Origin of the sequence: Qipengyuania thermophila (genome assembly GCF_004153605.1) — a bacterium.
GTDB lineage: Bacteria > Pseudomonadota > Alphaproteobacteria > Sphingomonadales > Sphingomonadaceae > Qipengyuania_B > Qipengyuania_B thermophila.
The window spans coordinates 679,187-702,201 of the sequence record NZ_SDSI01000002.1; the positions used below are offsets into that span (position 1 = coordinate 679,187).

20 protein-coding genes are annotated in these 23,015 nt (G+C 68.6%); 8 read left to right on the top strand and 12 right to left on the bottom strand.

Annotation, left to right across the window (positions count from 1 at the left end; translation table 11 throughout):
- The first annotated feature begins 40 nt into the window (after nt 1-40).
- The gene (locus ETO60_RS07560) at nt 41-1,117 is read left to right on the top strand and encodes a PA0069 family radical SAM protein (RefSeq protein ID WP_130004270.1); all 1,077 of its coding nucleotides are present in this window, start codon (nt 41-43) and stop codon (nt 1,115-1,117) included.
- Nucleotides 1,118-1,190: 73 nt separating this feature from the next.
- On the top strand, nt 1,191-1,718 hold the full coding sequence (locus ETO60_RS07565; RefSeq protein ID WP_130004272.1) for a hypothetical protein: 528 nt from the start codon (nt 1,191-1,193) through the stop codon (nt 1,716-1,718).
- A gap of 16 nt (nt 1,719-1,734) precedes the next feature.
- On the opposite strand, the gene ETO60_RS07570 is transcribed toward ETO60_RS07565, so the two are convergent.
- The 6 genes from ETO60_RS07570 to ETO60_RS07595 all read right to left on the bottom strand — a co-directional run bounded on the left by ETO60_RS07570 (nt 1,735) and on the right by ETO60_RS07595 (nt 9,696).
- Nucleotides 1,735-2,214, bottom strand: a complete 480-nt coding sequence (locus tag ETO60_RS07570; RefSeq protein ID WP_130004274.1) for a hypothetical protein — start codon at nt 2,212-2,214, stop codon at nt 1,735-1,737.
- Nucleotides 2,211-3,794, bottom strand: coding sequence for a long-chain fatty acid--CoA ligase (locus ETO60_RS07575; protein WP_130004276.1), 1,584 nt, complete (start codon nt 3,792-3,794; stop codon nt 2,211-2,213). Before ETO60_RS07575 ends, ETO60_RS07570 begins: the two co-directional genes overlap by 4 nt.
- Nucleotides 3,795-3,862: 68 nt before the next feature.
- Nucleotides 3,863-7,336 carry a DNA polymerase III subunit alpha gene (dnaE, locus tag ETO60_RS07580; protein WP_130004278.1) on the bottom strand — a complete coding sequence of 1,158 codons (3,474 nt, stop codon included), beginning with the start codon at nt 7,334-7,336 and terminating at the stop codon, nt 3,863-3,865.
- Nucleotides 7,337-7,452: 116 nt separating this feature from the next.
- The gene (locus ETO60_RS07585) at nt 7,453-7,731 is read right to left on the bottom strand and encodes a hypothetical protein (RefSeq protein ID WP_130004280.1); all 279 of its coding nucleotides are present in this window, start codon (nt 7,729-7,731) and stop codon (nt 7,453-7,455) included.
- 38 nt (nt 7,732-7,769) lie between these two features.
- A complete protein-coding gene (locus ETO60_RS07590) occupies nt 7,770-8,462 on the bottom strand; it encodes an ABC transporter ATP-binding protein (protein ID WP_130004282.1) in 693 nt (230 codons plus the stop codon).
- Nucleotides 8,455-9,696, bottom strand: a complete 1,242-nt coding sequence (locus ETO60_RS07595; RefSeq protein WP_130004284.1) for a lipoprotein-releasing ABC transporter permease subunit — start codon at nt 9,694-9,696, stop codon at nt 8,455-8,457. The genes ETO60_RS07590 and ETO60_RS07595 overlap by 8 nt, the downstream gene beginning before the upstream one ends.
- Nucleotides 9,697-9,863: 167 nt before the next feature.
- On the opposite strand from ETO60_RS07595, the gene purF reads away from it, so the two are divergent.
- The 3 genes from purF (at nt 9,864) to ETO60_RS07610 (ending at nt 12,586) form a co-directional block, all read left to right on the top strand.
- Nucleotides 9,864-11,336, top strand: coding sequence for an amidophosphoribosyltransferase (gene purF, locus ETO60_RS07600; protein WP_130004286.1), 1,473 nt, complete (start codon nt 9,864-9,866; stop codon nt 11,334-11,336).
- A gap of 2 nt (nt 11,337-11,338) precedes the next feature.
- A complete protein-coding gene (locus ETO60_RS07605) occupies nt 11,339-12,061 on the top strand; it encodes an SDR family NAD(P)-dependent oxidoreductase (protein WP_130004288.1) in 723 nt (240 codons plus the stop codon).
- Between the two features lie 174 nt (nt 12,062-12,235).
- A complete protein-coding gene (locus tag ETO60_RS07610; protein ID WP_130004290.1) occupies nt 12,236-12,586 on the top strand; it encodes a PilZ domain-containing protein in 351 nt (116 codons plus the stop codon).
- A gap of 7 nt (nt 12,587-12,593) precedes the next feature.
- On the opposite strand, the gene ETO60_RS07615 is transcribed toward ETO60_RS07610, so the two are convergent.
- From ETO60_RS07615 to ETO60_RS07625, 3 genes are read right to left on the bottom strand one after another with little or no spacing between them, the layout of a single operon-like run.
- Nucleotides 12,594-13,781 (bottom strand): serine hydrolase domain-containing protein, encoded by a 1,188-nt coding sequence (locus ETO60_RS07615; protein ID WP_130004292.1) that lies wholly within the window; start codon nt 13,779-13,781, stop codon nt 12,594-12,596.
- Entirely contained in the window at nt 13,778-15,040 is a 1,263-nt protein-coding gene (locus tag ETO60_RS07620) for an SAM-dependent methyltransferase (RefSeq protein ID WP_130004294.1), read from the bottom strand. The genes ETO60_RS07615 and ETO60_RS07620 overlap by 4 nt, the downstream gene beginning before the upstream one ends.
- A 51-nt stretch (nt 15,041-15,091) precedes the next feature.
- A complete protein-coding gene (locus ETO60_RS07625; RefSeq protein WP_130004296.1) occupies nt 15,092-16,498 on the bottom strand; it encodes a cryptochrome/photolyase family protein in 1,407 nt (468 codons plus the stop codon).
- A gap of 41 nt (nt 16,499-16,539) precedes the next feature.
- Here ETO60_RS07625 and ETO60_RS07630 point away from each other — a divergent pair, with 41 nt between their 5' ends.
- Nucleotides 16,540-17,214 (top strand): phosphatase PAP2 family protein, encoded by a 675-nt coding sequence (locus tag ETO60_RS07630; RefSeq protein ID WP_234026386.1) that lies wholly within the window; start codon nt 16,540-16,542, stop codon nt 17,212-17,214.
- Here the strand turns inward: ETO60_RS07630 and ETO60_RS07635 are convergent.
- From ETO60_RS07635 to ETO60_RS07645, 3 genes are all read right to left on the bottom strand, one after another.
- On the bottom strand, nt 17,174-18,121 hold the full coding sequence (locus tag ETO60_RS07635) for a metal-dependent hydrolase (protein ID WP_234026387.1): 948 nt from the start codon (nt 18,119-18,121) through the stop codon (nt 17,174-17,176). The two genes, ETO60_RS07630 and ETO60_RS07635, sit on opposite strands and share 41 nt — an antisense overlap.
- A 162-nt stretch (nt 18,122-18,283) precedes the next feature.
- Entirely contained in the window at nt 18,284-19,354 is a 1,071-nt protein-coding gene (locus ETO60_RS07640) for a 2-oxoacid:ferredoxin oxidoreductase subunit beta (protein WP_130004300.1), read from the bottom strand.
- Complete coding sequence (locus ETO60_RS07645) at nt 19,351-21,327, bottom strand: 2-oxoacid:acceptor oxidoreductase subunit alpha (RefSeq protein WP_234026404.1); 1,977 nt, start codon at nt 21,325-21,327, stop codon at nt 19,351-19,353. The genes ETO60_RS07640 and ETO60_RS07645 overlap by 4 nt, the downstream gene beginning before the upstream one ends.
- Nucleotides 21,328-21,555: 228 nt before the next feature.
- On the opposite strand from ETO60_RS07645, the gene ETO60_RS07650 reads away from it, so the two are divergent.
- Both ETO60_RS07650 and ETO60_RS07655 read left to right on the top strand, forming a co-directional pair.
- Complete coding sequence (locus ETO60_RS07650) at nt 21,556-22,509, top strand: alpha/beta hydrolase (RefSeq protein WP_130004302.1); 954 nt, start codon at nt 21,556-21,558, stop codon at nt 22,507-22,509.
- Nucleotides 22,506-23,009, top strand: a complete 504-nt coding sequence (locus ETO60_RS07655) for an RNA pyrophosphohydrolase (RefSeq protein ID WP_165362138.1) — start codon at nt 22,506-22,508, stop codon at nt 23,007-23,009. The genes ETO60_RS07650 and ETO60_RS07655 overlap by 4 nt, the downstream gene beginning before the upstream one ends.
- Nucleotides 23,010-23,015: the final 6 nt, after the last annotated feature.

Below are 23,015 nucleotides of genomic sequence, written 5' to 3' on the forward strand. Positions count from 1 at the left end.
GCCCACTGGACGCCTTCCATGTTCCTGCTATGTTCCGTGCATGGAACGATCCGTTCACCGCATCAAGGGACGCGGCGCGCAATCGGGGGGCCTCTCGACCCGGTTCGCCGAGCTCCAGCGCGTCGCGGACGAGGTCTGCGAGGGGTCCCATGCCTCGCCGGCAGAACAGGACCGGCGCACCCAGGTCGAGGTCGAACATGCGCGCGCGGTCCTGACCCGCAACGCCTCGCCCGACATCGGCTTCGACCGCTCGGTCAATCCGTATCGCGGCTGCGAGCACGGGTGCATCTACTGCTACGCCCGCCCGACCCACGCCTATCTGGGGCTGTCTCCCGGCCTCGACTTCGAGCGGCGGATTACCGTCAAGAGCAATGCCGCCACTGTCCTGCGGCAGACCTTTGCCAGCCCGTCCTACCGTCCGGCGCCGCTCGCCTTGGGGACGAGCACCGACGGCTACCAGCCGGTCGAAGCGACATGGCGCGTGACCCGCGCAATCCTGGAGCTGTGTCTCGAATGCCGTCATCCGGTGACCGTCACGACGAAGTCCGACCGGGTGCTGAAAGATCTTGACCTGCTTGCCCGGCTGGCGGCGCAGCGGCTGGTCAGCGTCGCCGTCTCGGTCACCTCGCTTGATCCGGCCTTGTCGCGGAGGCTGGAGCCGCGCGCTGCGTCGCCGGCAAGGCGCATCGCCGCGATGCGGGAACTCGCCGCTGCCGGCATTCCGGTCCACTGCGCCGTCTCGCCGGTCATCCCCGCTCTGACGGACATGCACCTCGAGGCCATTGTCGCGGAGGCCGCACGGGCAGGCGTGGTGTCGGCAGGGTGGATCCCGCTGCGATTGCCGCTGGAGGTCGCCCCCTTGTTCAAGGAGTGGCTCGACACTTTCTATCCCGACCGGGCCAGCAAGGTCATGGGGATCGTCCGCTCGATGCGGAACGGACAGGAGAATGATCCGCGCTTCTTCGAACGCTTCAGGGGCTCGGGACCGTGGGCCGAACTCCTGCAGGCGCGGTTCGCCGTCGCCTGCCGTCGCGCCAATCTTGGCAGGCAGCGCATCACTCTCGACACGAACGCATTCCGCCGCCCGCCGGACACGGATCAGCTTCAACTGCTCTGAACAGGCTCGGTGTTAATCTGATCGAAAGCATGGCGTGCGCAGATCCTGCCTGCGTGACGGGGAAGAACAACGGATGCGGGTGAAGCTTGCGCTGGTGCTCGTTGCGATCGCCGCGGCGGGTTGCGCTCCCGAGGCACGAACACGCGCGCTTGCGGATCTTAATCTGTCCGATCCGCGCGTCGTCGAGGATGTGCTCAGTGACCTCCCCGCCGATGACCGTGGCGCGTTCTCGACCTTTGTCGTGCATCACCTCGCCACCTCCAAAGCGTTCTGCGGCGAGGTGCTCCTCGATGAGCAGGGACGCCAGCCGACCACGGTGGGCGAAGCGATCCGGCTGACCCGTCTGCGGGAGGAACGGCTCAATGCCGTGCCCGAGGTGGTGAATCCGGACCGCCTCGATCCTGACGCCCGGCATCAGTACGAGCTGGCCGCGCTGCTCGAGGCGCATCGCCGCCTTGTCGACAGCCGCGAAACGCTGATGATGGTGAGCGGCGAGAAAGCCCGCGATCGGGTGGCGCAGCTCGACCGCGAGATTGCCGTCGCCGCCGAACGGCTTGAACAGGCCCGCGCGGCCGGCCCTGCCGCCCGTCAGGAGACGTGACCCCGCGGCCTGCGAATTAGCGGCGCCCGAACTGGCGTCCGCAGGATTCCTGCGCCCCGCGGTTCAGGCGAAATCCCTGGAAGAAGCGTGCCAGCTCCACGGACTCTGTTCCGAAGACGTGCTCGATCCGGATCACCGGGCGCGGTGCCGCGCTCGGCATCGTTCCTTCGATCACCGCCCATGATCCCGCTCCCGAGCCGACCTCCATCACGTGGAAATCGGGTCCGGTGAACGCCACCCGCCCCGTCTCTCCAAGCGGAGCGAAACTGGCGCTCTCGGTGACTTCGAAGGCGTGCGGCCCGATCATGCCCGTCAGATTGACGCCCAGACGCCCCTGATCGGCGTCGACAATCATGCCTTGCGACGGGAGAACGAAGGAGCTGCGATCGAGGCAGATTGTGGTTTCACCCTGAACCACCTCGGTCAGACCCGAGCGTGGCACGGTGGCGCAGGCGGACAGCACGGCGAGCGCAGCAATGGCAGACAGCGACCTCATGCGGGCAACCTGTAGTCAGCGTAACGCGCCCGCAGATCCTTCTTGCTGATCTTGCCGGTGGCGGTGTGCGGGATGTCGTCGACCATCTCGATCGCATCGGGAAGCCACCATTTGGCGACCTTGCCATCGAGATAGGCCAGGATCTCGTCCGGCTGAACGGTTTCGCCATCCTTTGGCACGACGAACAGGACCGGCCGCTCGTCCCATTTGGGATGCGGCACGCCGATGGCCGCCGCCTCCGCCACCTTCGGATGGCCGACCGCGGCATTCTCCAGCTCGACCGAGCTGATCCATTCCCCGCCGGACTTGATCACGTCCTTGGTCCTGTCGGTGAGCTGAAGCGTGCCATCCGGATGAAGGATGCCGACATCGCCGGTGTCGAACCATCCATCGGGCGTCAACGCGTCCTCCTCTGCCTTGAAGTAACGCCTGATCACCCACGGACCGCGGATCTGCAGCGCACCGGCGGTCTGGCCGTCGCGCGGCAGCACCGTCCGCATGTCGCCAAGATCCACCGTGCGCAGTTCGACGCCGAAGGGCGCGCGCCCCTGCATCTGCTTGATGCCGACCTGCTGATCAAAGGTCAGCGAGTCCCAGTCCGGCGTCTTCGCTCCGGTGGTGCCGATCGGGCTCGTTTCCGTCATGCCCCAAGCATGGGCAACGTTGACACCCTGCCGCATCAGCCGCTCGATCATGAACCGCGGCGCGGCGGAACCGCCGATGATCGCGTGACGTAAATCCGGCAGCGTGGCGCCGGTTGCATCCATGTGCTGGAACATGCCGAGCCACACGGTCGGTACGCCGGCGGAGTGCGTGACCCTTTCCTCCCGCATCAGGTCGCACAGCACCTTGGGCTCATTGACGGCCGAGAACACGAACTTGATCCCCGCCGCCGCACCGGCCCAGGGTAGGCCCCAGCTCGCCGCGTGGAACATCGGCACCACCGGAAGCATCACCGACTGCGGGTCGGCGTCGAAGATCGCCGGCTGAAGCGCGACAAGAGCATGGATGACCGTCGAGCGGTGCTCGTACAGAACGCCTTTGGGGTGTCCGGTCGTGCCGCTGGTGTAGCACAGCATGCACGGGTCGCGCTCGTCGACCGGCACCCATGCGCCTTCCTCCTCGTCCGCAATCCATTGGTCGAACTCGCCGTCGTCGAGGCAGATGTAGCGCTCGATGCTGGTCCAGCGCGGCTTCATCTTTTCCACCAGAGGCGCGAAGGCGGCATCGTACAGGAGGATACGATCCTCCGCGTGGTTGGCGATGTATTCGAGCTGATCCTCGAACAGCCGCGGATTGATGGTGTGGAGGATGGCGCCAACCCCCGTGACCCCATACCAGCACACAAGGTGGTTGGCGTGGTTCATGGCCAGCGTGGCGACGCGGTCTCCCCTTGCAACTCCCGCACGCTTCAAGGCCCGCACCATCTTGCGCGCATCGGTCCTGGTGGATTGCCAGTCCGTGCGGGTGATCCGCCCGTCGGCCCAGCGGGTGACGATCTCCCGGTTGCCGTGCTCGCGTGCCGCATGGTCGATCAGGTGGGTAACGGAAAAGGTCCAGTCCTGCATGCCGCCAAGCATTCAACTCTCCTCATGTTTTCCGTCGCAGTCTGGCGCGCCGATCGGGACCGGGCAAGCCTCAGCGTTCTTCAAGCGACTAGACGCAGCTTCGCACCGCCGCGGCGCGGGGCAAGCCGCACGTCTTTCACATCCTGCAACCCGCGCACCTGGTCGAGGACATCGCTGTCGAGCGCGAAGCCGGAGCCGAGCCGCACGGTGACGCACCGCCCCGAGGCGGTCTGCAACTCGGCAAGCACCTCACCCTGCCCCGCACTCTCCTGCCGGAGAATGGCGGCAAGGCCGTGCAGGGCCGCCTCGGACGCGACCGACAGGGTGAGACGCATGGGGGTGCGGCCGGAAACCTCGGCCAGCGGGCGCGCGCCCCTGATGGTGCAGCGGGGCGGCTCGTCCGGTCCGGCGCTGTCCAGTTCCACGGTCAGCAGGAGACAGGTCCCGTCAGCGCTCCACTGCGTGAGCGGATCGACAAGCGTCTCTTCGAAACACGCTGCGCTGAACTGGCCGCTGGCATCCGAAAGGTCGCAGCGGACGAACTCGGCCCCGCGCTTGGTGCGACCGCGCCGCACTCCCTCGATCATCGCTGCCATCAGCACCGTGCCCGACTGGCCGCCGCTCAGGACCGCCGCGCTCGACTGCGCACCCTGCGCACGGGCGACGTCGCGGAATGCGTCCACGGGATGGCCCGAGAAGAAGAAGCCGAAGGTCTCCCGTTCGCGGTTCATCCGCTCGGTCCGGCTCCAGCCATCGCTGCCCTGCAGGCGCAGCTGCGCGGCCTGATGCGGCTCGGCCGCGAACAGCCCGGCCTGCCCGCTCTCGCGCTCGCGGAAGGCCGCGTCGGCATAGGAGAGCAGCTGATCGGCGTTGCGCAGCAGCAGCGCCCGGTCACCCTCGATGCTGTCGAAGGCTCCGGCGCAGATCAGCGCCTCGAGCTGACGCGCGTTCAGACTGCCGCGGGGCAGGCGGCGGAAGAAGTCGGCAAGATCACGGAACGGCCCCGCTGCGGTGCGCTCCGCCACGATGGCGTCCATCGCCTTCTCGCCGACATTCCTCAGTCCTGCCAGCGCATAACGGACGGCGAACCCTTCCTCGGTGCCTTCCACCGTGAATTCGGCTTCCGAACGGTTGATGTCCGGTCCGTGGAGCCGGATGCCCAGACGCCGCGCATCGTCGACGAACACGGCGAGCTTCTCGCTCTGGTGCATGTCAAAGCACATGGAGGCGGCAAAGAACTCCTCGGGATAATGCGCCTTCAGCCAGGCCGTCTGATAGGCAAGCAGCGCATAGGCGGCGGCATGGCTCTTGTTGAAGCCGTAGCCGGCGAACTTGTCGATGAGGTCGAACAGGCGGTTGGCCTCGGCCATCTCGATGCCGGAAACCGCGCGGCACCCGTCGACGAAGCGCTGTCGCTGCGCATCCATCTCCGCCTGGATCTTCTTGCCCATCGCGCGTCGCAGCAGGTCCGCGTCACCCAGTGAGTACCCGGCGAGCAACTGGGCGGCCTGCATCACCTGTTCCTGGTACACGAAGATGCCGTAGGTCTCGGACAGGATCGCCTCCAGCTTGGGATGCGGATACTCGATCGGCACCTCGCCGGCCTTGCGCCGGCCGAACAGGGGGATGTTGTCCATCGGACCGGGACGATAGAGCGACACGAGCGCGATGATGTCCTCGAACTTGGTCGGTTTCACCGCGGTCAGGGTCCGCCGCATGCCTTCCGATTCAAGCTGGAAGACGCCCACCGTGTTGCCGCTCTTGAGCAGGTCGAACACCGCCGGATCGTCGAGCGGCAGCCCGTCGAGGCTGACGTCGATCCCCCGTCGTTGCAGCAGATCCTGCGCCTTGCGCAGCACGGACAGCGTCTTCAGCCCGAGGAAGTCGAACTTCACGAGCCCGCTGCTCTCGACATGCTTCATGTCGAACTGGGTCACCGGCATGTCCGAACGCGGATCGCGGTAGAGCGGGACGAGGCGAGCCAGCGGTCGGTCGCCGATCACCACGCCCGCCGCGTGAGTGGATGCGTTTCGCGGGAAGCCTTCGAGCTGAAGCGCGAGATCCACCAGCCGCCTGACATCGTTGTCATTGTCATAGGCGCGGCGGAAGTCGGCCACGCCATTCAGCGTCCGCTTCAGTGTCCACGGGTCGGTGGGATGGTTGGGCACCAGCTTGCACAGCCGGTCCACCTGTCCGTAGCTCATCTGCAGGATCCGGCCGCAGTCGCGCAGCACCGCGCGCGCCTTGAGCTTGCCAAAGGTGATGATCTGCGCCACGTGGTCGTGGCCGTAGCGCTCCTGCACGTAACGGATCACCTCGCCGCGCCGGGTTTCGCAGAAGTCGATGTCGAAGTCGGGCATCGACACGCGTTCGGGGTTGAGAAACCTCTCGAACAGCAGGCCGAGGCGGATCGGGTCGAGGTCCGTGATCGTCAGCGCCCAGGCAACCAGACTGCCCGCGCCCGAGCCGCGTCCGGGTCCAACGGGGATGGACTGGTCCTTGGCCCACTTGATGAAGTCGGCCACGATGAGGAAGTAGCCGGCGAACCCCATCCGCACGATCACGTCGATCTCGAAGTCGAGCCTGTCGTGATACGTCTGCCGCTCCTGCGCGTCGCTGATCCCGGCGTCGGCGAGCCGCCGCTCCAGCCCGGCGCGGGCATCCCGGGCGAGCATCTGCGCTTCGCCCTGCTGATCGCCGGCAAGGCTTGGCAGAATGGGAGCGCGGCTGGGCGGGACGAAGGCGCAACGCTGGGCCACGACGAGCGTGTTGCCGAGCGCCTCGGGAATGTCGGCAAACAAATCCTGCATCATCGGCGCCGACTTGAGCCACGCCTCGCGGTTGGACTGCCGCCGGTCCTCGACGTCGAGATGGGTCGAGGCGGCGATGCAGAGCATGGCATCGTGCGCGCCGTGAAGATGCGGCTCGGCGAAGCTGGCCGGGTTGGTCGCCACCAGCGGGAGCGCGTGACGGTCCGCCAATGTCAGCAGCATGTCCTCCGCCGCCGCATCGACAGGATCGTTCATGCGGCACAGCTCGACATACAGGCGCCCCGGGAACAGGGCGGCAAGCTCGAGCAGAACGCGCTCCGCCTCCGCATCCTGACCTTCGGCGAGGAGGCGGCTGACAGCTCCCTCGTGCGCGCCGGTCAGCGCGATCAACCCCGCGCTGCGCCCTTCCAGATCCGCGTGGGTGACATGCGGCTCATGCTCGAGCGGCCGCTCGAGATGGGCCCGGCTCACGAGTTCGCTGAGGTTCAGATACCCCTGCTCATCCTGCACCAGCAGGGGCAGGTAGTCGATCACCGGGCCGCTGCGTGCTGCATCGCCCCGCCGCGCCACGCCCAGCAACGCACCCACGAGCGGCTGCACACCCTCGGCCATGCAGGCCTTGGCGAACGGGATGGCGGCGTACAGGCCGTTGCGGTCGCACACAGCGGCCGCCGGGAACCCCCTTTCGCGCGCCGTGCGGGCGATCTGCTTTGGCTCGATGGCACTTTCGAGCATCGAGTAGGACGACTGGATCCGCAGGGGAACGAACGGCGCGTAAGGCATCGAGACGTTATGCGCGCCGCGGCCTCACCTGCCAAGAACCGTCGCCACGCAGCGCCTGCGGCCGGCTGGACAGCGGCCGTCGACCGCCGTCGCGTCTGCCCGACCCGACGCCCCAGCTACAGCCGGGAGGGGAAGTCCGGCCGACGCGAGACCGCCGCGATCTGCTCCGCATCGAACCGCTGATCCCCGGATTTCAGGATCGCGTAGCGTTTCTGCTCCTCCGGCGGGAGCACCATGACCTGCGCGACGAGTTCGGCAAACGTGCCGCGACGCACCGCCGTCAGGTCAGTGAGAAGGCCTTTCGACCCTTCCGCAAGATGCAGCGACGCACGGTCATCCCATTCGATCTGGTCGGCATGCAACGCGTCGTGGCTCGGGGGCTTGGTGTCTGGCATGAGAGTCTCCGGTTGTCCCAACGCGCTGTGTGCGCAGTTTATCCCTGCTCGAGCAGCCCGTTGTGCAGTCGCACGACCCTGTCCATGCGCAGGGCCAGTCGCTCGTTGTGCGTGGCGACCAGAGCGGCGCTCCCCTCGCCGCGCACCAGTTGCAGGAACTGGGCAAGCACGCGGTCGGCGGTGGCCTCATCGAGATTGCCGGTCGGCTCGTCGGCCAGCACCAGCGCCGGCCGGTTTGCAAGGCCGCGCGCGACCGCCACCCGCTGCTGCTCCCCACCCGACAGCTGGCTCGGCCGGTGACCAAGCCGCTGCTCCAGCCCGAGCGACGTCAGCAGCTCGCGGCCCCGGACCTCGGCCTCGCTGCGGGACCGGCCGGCGATCAGCTGCGGCAGGATGACGTTTTCCAGCGCCGTGAAATCCGGAAGAAGGTGATGGAACTGGTACACGAAGCCGAGATGATCGCGACGCAGCTGCGTACGGGCATCACCGCTCATGGCCGAGGCATCGCTGCCGGCAATGATGATCTGGCCGCCAAAACCGCCCTCGAGCAGACCGACCGCCTGCAGCAAGGTCGACTTGCCCGACCCGGACGGTCCGAGCAGGGCGACAATCTCCCCGGCCGGAATCGCAAGGTCGACGCCGCGGAGCACATCGAGGCGCTGCCCGCCCTGCTCGAAGCTCCGCGTCAGCGCCCTGAGTTCGACGACGGCTTCGCCGCGCGCCCTATTCATAGCGCAGCACCTGCACCGGGTCCGTCGAGGCCGCCTTGAAGGAGGGATAAAGCGTCGCAAGGAAGCTGAGCCCAAGAGCCAGCAGGACGATCAGCGCAATTTCCACGGGGTCCGTGCGCGACGGCAGGGTGGACAGGAAGCGCACCTGCGGATCCCAGAGGTTCTGCCCCGTCACCGCGCCGATGACGGAGACGATCGACTGGCGGAAGTACAGGACGACGAAGCCCAGGACGAGCCCCGCGACCGTCCCGATGGCCCCCACGGTGAAGCCGGTCGTGACGAAGATCTTGAGCAGGCTCCGGCGGGAGGCGCCCATGGTGCGCATGATGGCGATGTCCCGCGTCTTCGCCCGGACAAGCATCACGAGGCTCGAAAGGATGTTGAAGGCGGCCACCAGGACCATGAACGACAGGGCAAATCCCATGGCCACCCGTTCGACCTGGAGAGCCTCGAACAGGCTGGAATTGATGGTCTGCCAGTCCGACACGATGGCGCGGCCTGCCAGCTCGTTCTGCAAGGGCGCCAGAATGCGGTCGACCTGGTCGGGATTGTCGACCGACAACTCGATCATCGTCACCGCATCGCCGATCAGGAGCAGCGTCTGCGCATCGGAGAGCGGCATGACCACGTAACGCTGGTCATAGTCGTAGATGCCCACCTCGAAGATGGCGGTGATCTGGTAGCCGATCTGCCGCGGCACGGTGCCGAACGGCGACGAGCGTCCCTGCGGATTGATGATGGTGATCGTGTCTCCCACCCTGGCGCCGAGATTCTGCGCCAGCCGCGAGCCGATCGCGACGTTGCCCGATCCGGGCTGGACCGTGGCCAGATTGCCGGCAATGACCTGCTCGCGCAGCCGCGCCAGATCCTCCGCGGTGTTGCCGCGCGCGAAGATCGCCTCGGCGCGCCCGTTGAACGTCGCCAGCAGCGGCTGTTCGATGAGCGGGCTGGCGCGGGTCACGCCCGGCGTCGCGCGCACTCTGGCGAGGATGTCCTCCCAGTCATCCATGCGGCCGCCGAAGGCCTGCACAATGGCATGGCCGTTCAGCCCCGTGATCTTCTCGAGCAGTTCGGCGCGGAAGCCGTTCATGACGCTCATGACGATCACCAGCATGGCGACAGACAGCATCACCACGCCCACGCTGATGCCCGCCACCAGCGCGATGAACGCCTCGTTTCGTCCGGGCAGCAGGTAACGCCGCGCGATGGTGCGTTCAAAGGTGGAGAGGATCACGAAGGAAACGGCCCGATCAGCATACGGCGGTGCCGCTTCCTTAGGGTGGGGGCACTGCGGACGCAAGCCGGTCGGCCCGGAGCCACTTGTAATCGCGGCCCGTTGACGCCATTGCCGGTGCAGGAAACGGAACCGCGGCGCGGCGGTGTCCGCCAAGGCGAGCCCGCATGATCTCGACGCACCCCTTCTGCGATCTGTCCGGCGACACGCTGCGCGAGGAATGCGGCGTGTTCGGCGTCATCGGCACCCCCGATGCGGCGGCCGTGACGGCGCTCGGTCTGCATGCGCTCCAGCATCGCGGGCAGGAAGCCGCAGGCATTGTCAGCTTTGACGGCGCGGAATTCTACGCCCACCGGGGGCTTGGCCACGTCGCCGAGAACTTCTCCTCGCGGGAGACGCTTGCCGGCCTGCCCGGCTTCATGGCCAACGGCCATGTGCGCTACTCGACCACGGGCGGCGCAGGACTGCGCAACGTCCAGCCGCTGTTTGCCGATCTCGCCAGCGGCGGCTTTTCCGTCGCGCACAACGGCAACATTTCGAACGCGGCCGCGCTGAGAGCGGAACTTGTCGCGCGCGGATCCATCTTCCAGTCGACCTCGGACACCGAAGTCATCATCCACCTCGTCGCCACCAGCCGCTACCCCACGCCCGTCGACCGGCTGATCGACGCGCTGCGCATGATCGAGGGGGCGTTCTCGCTCGTGGTGATGACCAAGGACCACATGATCGCCTGCCGCGATCCGCTCGGCATCCGCCCCCTCGTCATGGGCCGGCTGGGCGAGGCGACGGTGTTTGCCAGCGAGAGCGTCGCCTTCGACGTCGTGGGGGGCAGCTTCGAGCGCGAGGTCGAGCCGGGTGAGCTGATCGTCGTCGACGCGAACGGGGAACGTCAGTCGCTGCGCCCGTTCCAGCGCCAGCGCCCCCGCCCCTGCATCTTCGAGCATGTCTATTTCAGCCGCCCCGACTCCGTCTTTGCCGGCCGCAGCGTCTACGAAGCACGCCGCGCCATCGGCGCGCAGCTGGCGCTGGAGGCGCCGGTGGACGCGGATCTCGTCGTGCCGGTGCCCGACAGCGGCGTGCCCGCCGCGATCGGCTATGCACAGTCCTCCGGCATTCCTTTCGAACTCGGCATCGTCCGCTCGCACTATGTCGGCCGGACCTTCATCCAGCCGTCGGAAAGCGCCCGCCATTCGGGCGTCCGCCGCAAGCACAACGCCAACCGCGCCCTTGTCGCGGGCAAGCGGATCGTGCTGATCGATGACAGCATCGTGCGCGGCACCACGAGCCTCAAGATCGTGGAGATGATGCGCGACGCGGGCGCCACGGAGATCCACTTCCGGGTGGCCAGCCCGCCGACCGCGCACAGCTGCTACTACGGTGTCGACACGCCGGAACGCTCCAAACTGCTGGCGGCGCAGATGCAGCTCGAACCGATGCGCGCCTTCATCAAGGCCGACAGTCTCGCCTTTGTCTCGCTCGACGGGCTGTACCGCGCGGTGAGCGGGTTACCCCGGGAGCCCGGCGCACCGCGCTTCTGCGACGCGTGTTTCAGCGGCGACTACCCCACCACGCTGACCGATCTGGCCCGCCAGACGCAGGGCGACGCCCAGCTGTCGCTGCCGGTCGGACAGGCGGCCTGAGCATGCCGGCGCAGCAGGACCGGACCGGGACGGTCGCGCTCGTGACCGGCGCCAGCCGCGGGATCGGCGCAGCGATCGCGCAGGCACTCGCCGCGCGCGGAACGCACGTCATCCTGACGGCGCGCGACAGCGCCGCGCTCGAGGCGGTCGAGGACAGCATCCATGAGAGCGGCGGCACGGCGACCATCGCGCCCCTCGATTTGGCGCAGGCCGACGCCGTGCCGCGCCTCGCCGCCGCGGTGGCGGAGCGTTGGCGGCGCCTCGACACGCTGGTGATCAATGCGGCCTATCTGCCTCTGCTCACCGCCGTCGCCGACCTCGACCAGAAGGAATTCACCAAGGCGCTGACCACCAATGTCGTGGCGAGCCAGGCACTGCTGGCGTCCTTCCATCCCCTGCTCAGGCAGGCGGCCGCCGGGCGGGTCGTCGGCCTGACCAGCAGCGTCGGGAGCGTGCCGCGGGCCTTCTGGGGCGGGTATGGGGCAAGCAAGGCGGCGTTCGAAATGCTTCTCGACTGCTATGCGCTCGAGACGGAGAGGCTCAGCGCGATCAAGGTGGCGATCGTCGATCCCGGTGCCACCGCCACGGCCATGCGCACGCGCGCCTTTCCCGGTGAAGATCCCGCAACCCTGAAGAGGCCGGAGGTGGTGGGTGCGGCCGTTGCCGATCTGCTTGACGACGACTTCGAGAACCGGCTGCGCATCCGCGTCGACGGATCGCGCTGAGCCGGGCGTTTACCACTTCTTAACCTTTCCCGCTAATCATTCGCTAGGCAGCTTCCGTCACAAGAACGAAGCCATCGTGGTCGTGAGTACAGCCGAGGTGGAGCAGCGGCGACCGGGAACCACTCTCTTCCCCTGCATGCGCCTGCTTGTCGCCACCCTGTTCGGGGAAGTGCCATGTCGTTGTTGAACCAGAGCCGGTATGACATCGCCGCCCAGGAGGACCGCTGCGCCCCGCGCACGCGCCTCACGATCCCCGCGCAGTTGCGGGCTTCGGGCGGCCGCGCGTTCCAGACCGTCGTGCAGGACCTTTCGATTTCCGGCTTCTCCGCCGCGGCGATCAACCGGATGCACGAGGGGCAGATCTGCTGGCTCACCCTGCCCGGACTCGAATCGCTCCAGGCACAGGTCGTGTGGTGGGAAAACTGCGTGGCAGGCTGCGCGTTCGCGAAGCTGCTCAGCCCGATCGTCCACGACAATCTGCTGCAACGCTACAGCGCGGGCACCCCTTACCGCTCAACCCTCTGAAAGCCGATCAGCGACGCGGCGCGGCGGCCAGCTGCGCGGTCAGCCGCTGCCACGCCGCCCGCTCCGGCCCGCCCGACGCCTGCGGCTGATTGCTCACCATGGCGATGACCAGCCCGGCTTCCGGCACGATGGTGATGCCCTGCCCGAAGATGCCCTGGGCGCCGAAACCCTCCGGATAGGTCCACCACTGGAGACCATAGCCGAAGCCGGGCCGCTGCTCGAACCGGGTCGCCGGCGCGGTGCTGCGCGCGATCCAGTCGGCCGAAACCGTCCCGCGGCCACCTTCGAGCACCCATTGGCCGAAGCGGGCATAGTCCGCCAAACGCAGCGACAGGCAGCATCCGCCGATGTTGCGGCCGGTGAGGTCGGTCATCCAGAACAGCGGTCCGGCGAAGCCGGCGGGCACGACGATCTTCTCCCGCGCGTAATCCGCCAGCCGGCGCCCGGTCGCGGCCTCGACGATGTCGCCGAGCAGGTTCGTCTCCAGGGTGTTGTAGCGCCAGCGCCCCTGACCCAGCGGCTCCGCGCGCCGCAGCGAGCGGGCATAGGTCACGGACTGCGGCTCGCCGGCCTGCGGCTCCACCAGCAGCATGCGGGCGACATCGCTGGCCGGATCGGCATAGTTCTCGTTCCAGGCCACGCCGGAGGTCATGGCGGCGATCTGGCCGACGGTCACCCCGTCATAGGCCGTTCCGCGCAGCGCCGGAAGGTAACGGGTGGCCGGATCATCGAGGCTGGCGATTGCGCCATCCTTGAGCGCGGCACCAAGCAGCGCGGAGGTGAAGCTCTTGGCGACCGAGAAGCTGGTCCACCGGCGCTCTGCCGAGAAGCCGTTGGCATAGCGCGCATACCGCACGCGGCCATCCTGAAGCACCATCAGGCCGACCGCATGGTTGGCGTCGAACGCCTCATCGAGCGCGCGGCGCAGATCGGGCGCGAAGGGACGGCCCGCCGAAAGATGGCGCGGCGTCGGTGCAGGCGCGGCTTCCAGCCCGGCGAAGTAGTCCTCCATCCGGGCAAAGCGGTCGCGCTGAGTCGCCTGATCCCAGAAAAGGACCTGGAGTTCGGCCGGCGGGCGTTGCTCGCCGGGAACGCTCGCCCGCACAGGCGACGGCGCCGTGGCCACGGACGCCGGCGCGCTTGCGCAGGAGGCGAGCAGCAGACCCGACAGGGCGATCGACACCATCCGTTTCATGCTTCTCTCCTCTTGATCAGCGTCACTTGGCACACGTCAATGCCGCCGCCCCGGAACCCGCCTTCGCAATACATCAGGTAATAGCGCCACAGGTCGCGGAACTGCGCGTCGAACCCTTCGGGCAGCCGACCGGCAGAACACGCGCTGTCGAACCGCTCCCGCCAGCGACGCAAGGTTTCGGCGTAGTCCGCGCCGAACCGTTCCTCGTCCGTCCACTGCAACCCCCGCGTCTCGGCCAGCGCGCGGAACTCGCTCTGACGGACAAGGAGGCCGCCGGGAAAGATGTAGGCCTGGATGAAATCCACACCCCGCGCATAGGCGTCGAACAGCTCGTCGCGCAGGGTGATGAACTGCAACGCCGCGCGCCCGCCGGGCTTGAGCGCGCGGGCGAGGCGGTCGAGGAACACCGGCCAGTATTCCCGCCCGAGCGCCTCGACCATCTCCACGCTGACGATCGCGTCGTACTGGCCCTCGATGTCGCGATAATCGCGATGGTCGAACGCGATCGACGGCAGCCTGTGCGCGCGGGCATGGTCGAGTTGCGCGCGCGAAAGGCTGATCGCGGTCACGGCTGCACCCGAGCGGGCGAAGCGGTCCGCGAGCGCGCCCCAGCCGCAGCCGATCTCCAGCAGCGTTGCCGGCGCGCCGAGACGTTCCGCCAGCCGGGCCACCTTGCGCTCCTGCCCCTCCTCCAGCGACATCGCTGGCGTGAGGCCATAGGCGCTCGAGTAGCTCATCGTGCGGTCGAGCCAGGCGGCGTAGAAGTCGTTGCCGAGATCGTAATGGGCCGCAATGTTGCGGCCGGCGCCGGCGGGTGTGTTGCGGTTGCGCGCGTGCACCAGCCTGAGCGCGCGGCGCAGCAGCCCCTTGGGCCGCGCCGTGTCGCCCAACGCCTCGGCATGCTGCATGAACAGGGCGAACAGCGGCACCGGATCGGGACTCGACCACTCGCCCGCCGCCCATGCTTCGTACCAGCCCACCGAACCGCTGGCGGCGAGGCGTGTCAGTGCCCGCCAGCTCCGCAAGGAGACGTGGCATTCGAAACCCGGCCGTCTTCCCCCGAGGGTGCAGCGGGTGCCATCGGGAAGTTCGGCGTGAATGGCCCCGGTGCCGAGCGCCGCATCGATGCGGCTGAGGAGCCGGTCCCGGCTGCGCGCCAGCAGCCGCGTGGCCGGAGCGGCGAGGAAACCCGGAGCGCGCGAGAAGCGTGCGCCCGCCGCCTGCAGCAGATGTCCGCGCTCGCCGGTCGCCACGTCCATGGCACCGGCCTATGCGTCGGCGCCAGCCGGTAGGCAAGCCGGCTCGGCGGGTTACGCGTCCGCCTTCATCCGCCGGTAGGCGGCCAGCGCCCGCTCCCGCGCCTCGCCGTGCTCCACCCGTCGCGGCGGATAGGTGCGCGGCCGCACCGCGTCACCGGGGTCGTGAATCGCCGCATCGTCCAGATCGGCCAGTTCCGGCACCCAGCGGCGGATGTACTGCGCGGCGTCGAACTTCTCCGACTGGGCCAGCGGCGCCATGATCCGCGTGAACTGCTGCGCGTCGACGCCCGTGCCGGCCACCCACTGCCAATTGTGCGTGTTGTTGGCGTAATCCGCGTCGACCAGCGTGTCCCAGAACCACCGCTCGCCGTGCCGCCAGTCGATCAGGAGATGCTTCACGAGAAAGCTCGCCGTCAGCATGCGGACCCGGTTGTGCATCCAGCCGATGGTCCACAGCTGGCGCATTCCGGCATCGACGATCGGGTAGCCCGTCCGCCCCTGCTGCCAGGCGGCAAGGCCTGCCGCGGCCTCGTCATCGGCAGTGGGGTCGCGCCACGGAAAACGGTCGAAATCGCGGCGGATGTTCGCCTCGCCGTAACGGGGAAACTGCACGATCAGGTTCTGAGTGAAGTCCCGCCACAGCAGCTCGCCGCGGAACTTGTCCCACCCCGCGCTGCCTTGCTCGGCGAGAGCGTGCCACACCCGGGCCGGACTGATTTCGCCCCAGTGCAGGTGCGGGGAAAGCCGGGAACTGCCGTCGGCAGCGGGCTGGTTGCGTGCCTCGGCATAGGCGGCGAGCCTTGCCGAGAACCGTTCCAGCGCGCGAACAGCCGCAGCCTCGCCGACCGCGCCGTTCCAGCAGGCGCGAAGCCCGCCCGCCCAGTCCGGGCGGGTCGGGAGCAGGGTAAGATCGTCGAGATGCTCTCCCCGCGGCGGATCGGCGACGCTTTGCAGGGCCGGCGCCGGCAACGGCTCGGCCGGCGGGAGAACAGCCAGCGCCGCGCGCGCGAAGGGCGAATAGACCTTGTATAGCCCGCCACCGCCCGTCCTGAGGCAGCCGGGCGGCAGCAGGTAGTTGCCGTCGTGAAGGTGCAGCGTCACTCCGGCCGGAAGTCCGTCCTTCAGGTCGCCTTCCGCCTTGCGCCACCACGGCTCGTAGTGGCGGATGGCGTGGATGCCGCCGGCACCGCTCGCGCGGGAGATGTCGAGCAGCTGCGCCACGCTGTCCCCCTGGCGCAGGACCAGCGGCACGCCGCGTGCCCGCAGATCGTCCGCCAGCGCCGCAAGCGAATGATGCAGCCACCAGCGGTGCGCCCCGCCCGGCCGGCGGTCGCCCGGCCGCACGTCGTCGAGGACGAACACCGGCAGGACCGGGCCGCGCGCGGCCGCATGGTGGAAGGCGGCTTGGTCGGCAAGCCGCAGATCGCGCCGCAGCCAGACAATCTGGGGTGCCGTCATGGCGCATGGAACACAAGCGCCCTGCCTCGGGTTCCTTGGCGATGCTCCGCCATACCCTTCCCGACCGCCGCGCGGTTCTTCTGGCCGCGTGCGCCTGCTGGCTCGGCTTTGCCCTGCTCGTGGCGCTCGTTCTTTCCGGCGGGGCGGAGGCGTTCGACGCCGCCGGGCTGGTGCTCTGGCGAACCGCGGACGGCATGCCGCGCGGACCCGGCTGGCTGGAAGAGGGCGTGCGCGACCTGACCGGCCTTGGCGGCGTCACCCTGCGCAACGCCGCCGCGCTCGTCGCCGCGGCCGTTCTCCTTCACCTGCGCCGCGGGCGGGCGGCCGCCTTCGTCGTGCTGACCGTGGGTGGCGGATGGGCCTTCAACACCGGGCTGAAGCTGCTCTTCGGCCGCGACAGGCCGGATCTGGTCACGCCTTTGATGGAGGCCGGCGGCCCCGGCTTCCCGAGCGGCCACGCCTTCAACGGCACGGTCGTCTGGCTGGCGATCGCGCTCGCCTTCGTTCCGCTGGCCGCGACCCGCTTGGGGCGGGTGTCGCTGGTCTGGGGTGCCATGCTCCTCACTCCGGCGATTGCGTGGAGCCGGGTGTGGCTCGGCGTGCACTACCCCTCGGACGTGCTCGCCGGCTGGCTTGGCGGTGCCGGCTGGACGCTGCTCGCCTGGGCGGTGCTCCTCACGGCAAGGCAGGCGCGCAGCGAACCTCCGGCAGCCTGACCGAGAAACGGTCGCGCGCGCGGGGATCGGTAAAGCGCGCGTCGCGAAGGATCACCGACCCATCCGCCGCCGCGTCGGCGAACGGGGCGCGCGACCAGAACAGGAACGCGTCGAGGTCCGCGTTCGGGCGGGCGGCGGCCGCCAGCGCCTCGCTCAGGTCGCACCGGCCGTAAAGGTCGCTGTTCACGCGCCACAGGTTCTCGTTCTCCCGCGCGATCACCTCCCTCTGCCAGCTTGCCAGCGGAACGGGGCTGGCGAACGCCGCCGGGCGGGTCGAGGCCATGAACCACGAGATCGCGGCCTGCGCGCCGACATAGAGCGCACCCACGGCGAGCACGGCGCGCGCCACCTGCCGCCAGTTCCCGCTCCGCTTCTCCCGCCTGAGCGACAGCCAGGTGCCGAAGCCGAGCAGCGCCCACAACCACACATCGATGATGAACAGCGTGTCGCCATAGAACCAGCGGCTGGAGAACGGCTCGAGCAGGCGGATGCCATAGACGTTCAGCCAGTCGAGCGCCGGGTGGCTCAGCGTGCCGAGCAGGCTGAGCCCGTACAGCCAGCCGAAACGGACCGGGAGCCGTCCCTCCGGCTGCCTGCCCCGCCGCGCCTGCCAGCAGTCGAAGGCGTAGAGCAAGCCGGCCAGGATCAGCGGCAGCAGCACCCAGGCGACCGGCCCGTGCGTGATCCCCCGGCGGAAGGCGAGATGCCCCGTCCCCTCCAGCCAGAAGAAGCAGGCCGCATCGAAGTCGGGGATATTCGCCCCGACGACCAGGGCCGGCATGGCAAGCCCCGTGCGGCGTTTCAGGCCCGCCTGCCCGATCAGGGCGCCGACGAGGGAGTGGGTCAGATTGTCCACGGGGCCGCTCGGTTCGCCGCTGGTGAGGAACACCTGGACCGCATGTGACACGGTCCAGAGCGATTGATCTCAACCCGCGGACGGAAACGGGTCAGGCGGTGAGACAGTCCAGGTTGGGCGCTGTTCATGAGGTCGGCATAGGGCAGCCCGCGCGCGTAGGACAACGCATCCCCCTGCCCCGTGGCTCCAGCCCGCGCGGGAGTGACGATCCGCCTACAGGTCCGGTCCGCCCTGCCCGGCGACGCTCGACCCGACGGGGTCCGCCGCGCTGCCCGGCACGGTCCATGTCTGCCCCTTGGCGAGCAGGCGGGCCAGATCCGCGGTCTTGCCTTCGCTGGCCTTCGTCCGCTCCGCCACGACGGCGCTCTCGAAGGTGGGCCGCGGATCGTCGTAGATCACGCCGAGCGCCATCGGAAACGGCCCGAACGGCATCTCCACCAGCAGGTGCGCCAGCATCCGGTTGCGGGGGATGTGGACCAGGACGCCCGCCGCCTGCCAGTCGCCGCCGCTCACCTCGACAACGCGCAGCGACAGCGTGTCGGTGTCCAGCGCCAGCCCGCGCGTGCCGCCGGCAAACAGCATTGGTTCCCCATCGGTCAGCCACAACTGCCGGTCTTCCGCGCCCTTGGGCTGGGCAAAGTCGTTGAACACGTCCTTGTTGTAGACGACGCAGTTCTGGAAGATTTCCACGAACGCCGCGCCCTGATGCGCGTGGGCCGCCATCAGCACGTCGGGCAGATGCCTGCTGACGTCGAACCCGCGGGCGACGAAACGCGCCCCCGCCCCCAGCGCGAAGGCGCAGGGATTGGCAGGGTGATCGACCGAGCCGATGGGCGAGGACGGCGAACGCGTGCCTTCGCGGCTGGTGGGCGAGTACTGCCCCTTGGTGAGACCATAGATCTCGTTGTTGAACAGCAGGATCTGCATGTTCACGTTGCGCCTGAGGACATGCAGCATGTGGTTGCCGCCGATCGACAGTCCGTCCCCGTCGCCCGTGATGAGCCAGACGTCGAGATCCGGGTTGGCGAGCTTCACCCCCGTCGCCACCGCCGGCGCGCGGCCGTGAATGGTGTGGAAGCCGTAGCTTTCGATGTAATAGGGAAACCGGCTGGAGCAGCCGATGCCGCTGATGAAGACGGTGTTGGCCGGGTCGCTGCCGAGCTGCGGCAGGGTGCGCTGCACCGCCTTGAGGATCGCGTAATCCCCGCACCCCGGACACCAGCGGACCTCCTGGTCGGTCTCCCAGTCCTTGAGCGTCGTTTCGATCCTGGCGGGTGCGTTCATGGCCGGTCCTGCGTTGCGGGTGTTCCAGGCTGCGCGGCAGCCGCGTCCTTCAGCGTCCCGTCGTCATGCCCCTGCGCGAACGAGGGCAGCTGCTGGGGGTTCGGCGGCACCTCGCCCCCTTCGTTGCCGGGAATGCCGTCGAAGAACTTGGCGATGGCCGCCTCCAGCTCGGCGATCTGGAACGGCTGGCCGCTGGTCTTGGTGAGGCTCTGCGCGTCCACCAGATACCGGTCGCGCAGCACCGTCTTGAACTGGCCGGTGTTCATTTCCGGAACCAGCACCGCGTCGAAGCCGCGCAGCAGCTCGCCGAGATTGGCGGGGAGCGGCCAGATGTGGCGGACGTGAATGTGGCTGACGTCCAGCCCCTTCGCGCGGGATCGCCGCACCGCCTGATGGATCGGGCCGTAGGTCGAGCCCCAGCCGACGACGGCGAGCGCACCGCCCGCCGCGCCGAGGCAGACCTCCTGATCGGGCACCGCCACCCCGTCCACCTTGGCCTTGCGGGCATCGGTCATCCGCTGGTGGTTGGCGGGCGAATAGTCGATGTTGCCGGTCAGCTCGTGCTTCTCGATGCCGCCGATGCGGTGCATGAGCCCCGGCGTGCCCGGTTTGATCCACGGCCGCGCGCCCTTGTCGTCGCGCTGGTAGGGGAGCAGCGTTGCGGCACCTTGCGCGTCCCGGCCGTTCTTCTCCCGCAGATGCCGCGCGGGGAACGGAGTGAACGCCGACGGGTCGGGCACGCGCCACGGCTCGGCGGCGTTGGCGATGTAGCCGTCGGTCAGCAGCATGACCGGCGTCATGTACTCAACCGCGATGCGGCACGCCTCGATGGCGCAGGCAAAGGCGTCGGACGGACTGCGGGCGGCGATCACGGGCATGGCGGCATCGCCGTTGCGGCCGTAGACAGCCTGGTAGAGGTCGCTCTGTTCGGTCTTGGTCGGCAGACCCGTCGACGGCCCGCCGCGCTGGCTGTTGACGATCACCAGCGGCAGTTCCGTCATGATCGCCAGCCCCATCGCCTCGCCCTTGAGGGCGATGCCCGGTCCGCTCGACGAGGTGACGCCCAGAGACCCGGCGTAGCTCGCGCCCAGCGCGGCGCAGATGGCGGCGATCTCGTCCTCCGCCTGGAAGGTGGTGACGCCGAATTCCTTCAGCCGGGCAAGGTGGTGCAGGATCGCGCTGGCCGGCGTGATTGGATAGCCGCCAAAGAACATCGGCAGGCCGGCAAGCTGCGCGCCCGCCACCAGGCCCAGCGACACCGCCTCTGCCCCGGTCACGGTGCGGTACAGCCCCGGCTCGGCCGGCACCGGCGGCAGATGAAGCTGACGCAGCGGGCCGGACAGTTCGGCCGTTTCGCCATAGGCGTGACCGGCATCGAGCGCGGCGATGTTGGCCGCCGCGATGTCGGGCTTGGTGCGGAACTTCTCCCGCAGCCATTCCTGCAGCGGTTCGCGCGGGCGATCGAACATCCACAGCGCCAGGCCCAGCGTCCACATGTTCTTGCAGCGCAGCGCGTCCTTGTTGCCAAGGCCGAAGGGCTTCACCGCCTCGACCGTTTGCGCCGAGATGTCGAACGCCAGCACGTCGAACGCGGCGAGCGACCCGTCCTCGAGCGGGTTGGCGGCGTATTTCGCCTTGTCGAGATTGCGGCGGGTGAACTCGCCGGTGTCGATGATGACGAGACCGCCGGGCTTCAGTGCCGGAAGGTTCACCTTCAACGCCGCCGGGTTCATCGCCACCAGCACGTCGGGAGCATCCCCGGCCGTGTTGATCTGGCGGCTGCCGAAATTGATCTGGAACGCGGAGACACCGAACAGCGTGCCCTGCGGCGCGCGGATCTCTGCCGGGAAGTCGGGAAACGTGGCCAGGTCGTTCCCGGCCAGCGCGGTCGACAGGGTGAACTGGCCGCCGGTCAGCTGCATGCCGTCGCCGCTGTCGCCGGCGAACCGCACCACGACGGCATCCGGCACCATGTCGGGCGCGGCGGGTTCGACCTCAGGCTGGTGAGTGGGTGCGGCGTGAGTGGCCATGACCATCCTTGTAACCTGTCGCCGGGCGCAGCGCCACGGCTTCGCAGCGCACCTATGCCCTGCCCCGCGGCTCGGCAATGCCCTTCTTGGTCCGCCTCCGCGCAGGCGATTGTCACCGGCCGGACATGCCCTTACCACCTGTGCCGGCGAACCGGGAGGAGAGGGCAGACGATGGCCGACACCGAACACTATGTCCGCGACGACGTGCGCGGGTTTCTGGCGATGCTGGAGCAGCTTGGCCGCCCCGGCGTGGAGGAGCTGCCGGTCGCCGAAGGGCGGCAGGGGATGGCGGTTCTGGGCCAGATGGCCGAGGCCGATCCCAAGGAGCTGGCGGTGGTGCGCGACCTGACCTGCCCCGGTCCGGCGGGCGACATTCCGCTGCGGCTCTACGACAGGCGCGACAGCCGCGACGCGGGACCGGTGATCCTGTTCTTCCATGGCGGCGGGTTCGTCATCGGCGACCTCGACATCTACCACAGCCTGTGCACGGAGATCGCCTGGCAGATGGACCTGCCGCTGGTGTCGGTGGATTACCGCCTGGCGCCCGAAGCGCCCTTCCCCGCGGCGCCCGACGACTGCGAGGCGGCCGCGCGGTGGGTCGCGTCGAACCCGGCGCCGCTTGAGCGGCCCTGCACCGGCCTCATCCCGATGGGCGACAGCGCGGGGGGCAACCTCACCATCGTCACCACCAACCAGCTGTGCGCCCGCCCGGCCGAGGTGCCGGTGCTGTTCCAGGTGCCGATCTATCCGGTCGCGGACGACGTGACCCGGCACCGCAGCTTCCACGACTTCGCCGAAGGGTTTCTCCTTACCCGCAAGGCGATGGCCTGGTTCACGGAGCAGTATGCCGGCGACCCTGAGGACGCACGGCACACCCCGATGATCGCCGACTGTGCGAACACGCCGCCCACGGTGCTGTGCACGGCAGGTCTCGACCCGCTGCGGGATTCGGGCCGCAACTACGCCGCGCATCTGATCCAGCAGGGGACGGACGTCGTGTATCTCGAATTCGCCGGGACCATCCACGGCTTCGCCACCCTGCGCAAGGCCCTGCCCAGCGCGCAGGACGATCTCGACGCGCTGATCGCGGCGATGAAGCTGATGGCCGGGCGTCACAAGCGATGACCGGCATGGAGACGCTTGGCTACCGCCCCTGTGTCGGGGTCATGCTGGTCAACGCGCACGGTCACGTGTTCGTCGGCCGCCGCATCGACAACAAGGAAGGCGACTGGTGGCAGATGCCGCAGGGAGGCGTTGACGCGGGCGAGGATCTTCGCCGCGCGGCGCTGCGCGAGCTGGCGGAGGAGACGGGCGTCGCGGCGCGGCTGGTCGAGATCATCGACCGGGCCGCGGAGCCGCTGCGCTATGACCTGCCGGCCGAGCTGATGGGGCGGCTGTGGGGCGGGCGCTTTCGCGGGCAGGAGCAATGGTGGTTCCTCGCGCGCTTCGGCGGCAGCGACGCGGACATCGATCTCAACGCTCACGAACCGCCGGAGTTCTGCGACTGGAAGTGGGTCGAGCCGGCGCTGCTTCCCGAGCTGATCGTGCCGTTCAAGAAGCCGGTCTACACCCGGCTGGTGGACCAGTTCGGAGCGCGGATCGACGCCATGCGGAACGGCGCCTAGCCAGGC

Bases quoted from the DNA above. Each gene is read 5' to 3' on its own strand.
- ETO60_RS07560 (WP_130004270.1), top strand. From the start codon at position 41: ATGGAACGATCCGTTCACCGCATCAAGGGACGCGGCGCGCAATCGGGG.
- ETO60_RS07565 (WP_130004272.1), top strand. From the start codon at position 1,191: ATGCGGGTGAAGCTTGCGCTGGTGCTCGTTGCGATCGCCGCGGCGGGT.
- ETO60_RS07570 (WP_130004274.1), bottom strand. From the start codon at position 2,214: ATGAGGTCGCTGTCTGCCATTGCTGCGCTCGCCGTGCTGTCCGCCTGC.
- ETO60_RS07575 (WP_130004276.1), bottom strand. From the start codon at position 3,794: ATGCTTGGCGGCATGCAGGACTGGACCTTTTCCGTTACCCACCTGATC.
- dnaE (WP_130004278.1), bottom strand. From the start codon at position 7,336: ATGCCTTACGCGCCGTTCGTTCCCCTGCGGATCCAGTCGTCCTACTCG.
- ETO60_RS07585 (WP_130004280.1), bottom strand. From the start codon at position 7,731: ATGCCAGACACCAAGCCCCCGAGCCACGACGCGTTGCATGCCGACCAG.
- ETO60_RS07590 (WP_130004282.1), bottom strand. From the start codon at position 8,462: ATGAATAGGGCGCGCGGCGAAGCCGTCGTCGAACTCAGGGCGCTGACG.
- purF (WP_130004286.1), top strand. From the start codon at position 9,864: ATGATCTCGACGCACCCCTTCTGCGATCTGTCCGGCGACACGCTGCGC.
- ETO60_RS07605 (WP_130004288.1), top strand. From the start codon at position 11,339: ATGCCGGCGCAGCAGGACCGGACCGGGACGGTCGCGCTCGTGACCGGC.
- ETO60_RS07610 (WP_130004290.1), top strand. From the start codon at position 12,236: ATGTCGTTGTTGAACCAGAGCCGGTATGACATCGCCGCCCAGGAGGAC.
- ETO60_RS07615 (WP_130004292.1), bottom strand. From the start codon at position 13,781: ATGAAACGGATGGTGTCGATCGCCCTGTCGGGTCTGCTGCTCGCCTCC.
- ETO60_RS07620 (WP_130004294.1), bottom strand. From the start codon at position 15,040: ATGGACGTGGCGACCGGCGAGCGCGGACATCTGCTGCAGGCGGCGGGC.
- ETO60_RS07625 (WP_130004296.1), bottom strand. From the start codon at position 16,498: ATGACGGCACCCCAGATTGTCTGGCTGCGGCGCGATCTGCGGCTTGCC.
- ETO60_RS07630 (WP_234026386.1), top strand. From the start codon at position 16,540: ATGCTCCGCCATACCCTTCCCGACCGCCGCGCGGTTCTTCTGGCCGCG.
- ETO60_RS07640 (WP_130004300.1), bottom strand. From the start codon at position 19,354: ATGAACGCACCCGCCAGGATCGAAACGACGCTCAAGGACTGGGAGACC.
- ETO60_RS07645 (WP_234026404.1), bottom strand. From the start codon at position 21,327: ATGGTGCCGGATGCCGTCGTGGTGCGGTTCGCCGGCGACAGCGGCGAC.
- ETO60_RS07650 (WP_130004302.1), top strand. From the start codon at position 21,556: ATGGCCGACACCGAACACTATGTCCGCGACGACGTGCGCGGGTTTCTG.
- ETO60_RS07655 (WP_165362138.1), top strand. From the start codon at position 22,506: ATGACCGGCATGGAGACGCTTGGCTACCGCCCCTGTGTCGGGGTCATG.